This is a genomic window from Methylomonas sp. BG-2, from assembly GCF_057766305.1.
The window spans coordinates 1-1,451 of sequence record NZ_JBYMAP010000463.1; the positions used below are offsets into that span (position 1 = coordinate 1).

A 1,451-nucleotide genomic window follows, 5' to 3' on the forward strand; every position below is an offset into this window, starting at 1 on the left:
CAGTAAATACCCTGGCCTTTTTTGGCAACCAAATGGCACCAGTAATCCCACCTTAGGCACCATGCGCGGTAAGGCCGTGTTGTTGCAAAACTTTTCAGGCGCGTTAGTCGGTCTTTCCTACAGCACGATCAGCAATCAGGGTACGATTCAGGACAATTACAATTTGACGACAAATTGGGATTTATACGGAAAATGGGAGCAAGTCAAGGCACATTTTATGGCTGCTTCGACCGGCGATACCAATAAAATATACATTAACTATCTGAGCGGTTCGACCGGTGTATTTCCGTATTTTGTCGCTAGCGGCCACAGCTCGCATGAAACTAACGCGCCGCAACTGATGACCGGTTTGACCACACTGACCAGCCCGAATACCTATCCGGACTTCCCCAGAGTCAGCTGCTTTGGTAAATTGTGCTCCATCGCTTTCCTGGGTACCAATCAACTCAGCAGCAAATTCCTGGCGGATTTGGCTATCAATTACCAAACTATCAACCAATTATATAAAAACTTGAATATCAATCTCAAACTGACGAAACGGGTGGGTGTAGTCATGATGGACTTCCCCGGCAGAAGTCTGGTGAACAACATCATTGCAATGAACGAAGTACTGCTGAAAAAAACCAATTAGATCATTATATCCGGTCCGCCCCTCAATTTCTCTGTAAACAGTGAGTTCGAGGGGCGATTTTTATAAATTTAAGTTTGTAGATTTTCCGCCGGAACTTAAAACCGGCTGGTATTAATGAAAATGGCGACTTCCATGACTATTTAATGCGCTGTGGAAACTCCCTCGCATAATAGAGAGGACTAAGTGAGTAGAGTTAAATTAGGCATTCCGCCTTTAAATTCTCTAGACCACGCCTCTTTACGTCAAGCAGGGATAGTACCAAGTTGTTTCTGCCGGCTACCGAATCGCTACCGACTTTCTTCTATCAAACCCGAGGTGTTCCATGAAGGGCAATAACGCGGCATTTCGTCTCAATCCGGCAACTTATATGGGCCAGAAACTCATCTACAGCTATAACGCCGGAAAAACCATGGACGGTAAGGACAGTTTAACCGAAACAATCAATGCCAAGCATTTGGCCGGTCAATTTAGCGACAGCAAGCGAAAATGCCGAATTCCATTGGAGTTCGACTTAGTGCCTATCGCAAAGCATCCGACCGTGGTCGATTTAAAAATTCTCGGTGCCCAGGGCGCTTACGCTCAAACGTCGCGCAAAGGTGCGCCGATCGCCCCGGGTTGGATATCCGTCATCTAAGAATAACATGGAAAATTAAGCTTAAATTTATATTGATTTGATAGTTTTCGCGCCAACACGCATCAAATGTTTAGTATTTGATTTCGAGAGGTTGTCGTGAAAATGATTATTCAATCCAAAAAATCCAGTATTTTCAACACCGCTAGGCGCCTCAAAAACCGTGTTGTCAACGCCTTAATGTTGATA

Annotated in this window: 2 protein-coding genes; both read left to right on the forward strand. The window is 44.8% G+C overall.

What is annotated here, in order from left to right:
- Nucleotides 1-631 (forward strand): PI-PLC domain-containing protein (locus AC3B8H_RS21295; protein WP_488443505.1); only part of this gene is annotated, 631 nt, incomplete at its 5' end.
- A 322-nt stretch (nucleotides 632-953) separates the two neighbouring features.
- The gene (locus AC3B8H_RS21300) at nucleotides 954-1,265 is read left to right on the forward strand and encodes a hypothetical protein (protein ID WP_488443506.1); all 312 of its coding nucleotides are present in this window, start codon (nucleotides 954-956) and stop codon (nucleotides 1,263-1,265) included.
- Nucleotides 1,266-1,451: the final 186 nt, after the last annotated feature.

Bases quoted from the DNA above. Each gene is read 5' to 3' on its own strand.
- AC3B8H_RS21300 (WP_488443506.1), top strand. From the start codon at position 954: ATGAAGGGCAATAACGCGGCATTTCGTCTCAATCCGGCAACTTATATG.